The organism is Xanthomonas sp. DAR33341 (assembly GCF_003992815.1).
Classification (GTDB): domain Bacteria; phylum Pseudomonadota; class Gammaproteobacteria; order Xanthomonadales; family Xanthomonadaceae; genus Xanthomonas; species Xanthomonas cissicola.
The window spans coordinates 1-227 of record NZ_QEYV01000003.1; the positions used below are offsets into that span (position 1 = coordinate 1).

Annotated in this window: 1 protein-coding gene; it reads left to right on the forward strand. The window is 69.6% G+C overall.

Annotation, left to right across the window (positions count from 1 at the left end):
- On the forward strand, positions 1–227 hold a 227-nt coding region (locus EO156_RS00010), incomplete at both ends, for a TAL effector repeat-containing protein (protein ID WP_164735845.1).

A 227-nucleotide genomic window follows, 5' to 3' on the forward strand; every position in this document is an offset into this window, starting at 1 on the left:
AGCAGGTGGTGGCCATCGCCAGCCACGATGGCGGCAAGCAGGCGCTGGAGACGGTGCAGCGGCTGTTGCCGGTGCTGTGCCAGGCCCATGGCCTGACCCCGGAGCAGGTGGTGGCCATCGCCAGCAATATTGGTGGCAAGCAGGCGCTGGAGACGGTGCAGCGGCTGTTGCCGGTGCTGTGCCAGGCCCATGGCCTGACCCCGCAGCAGGTGGTGGCCATCGCCCGT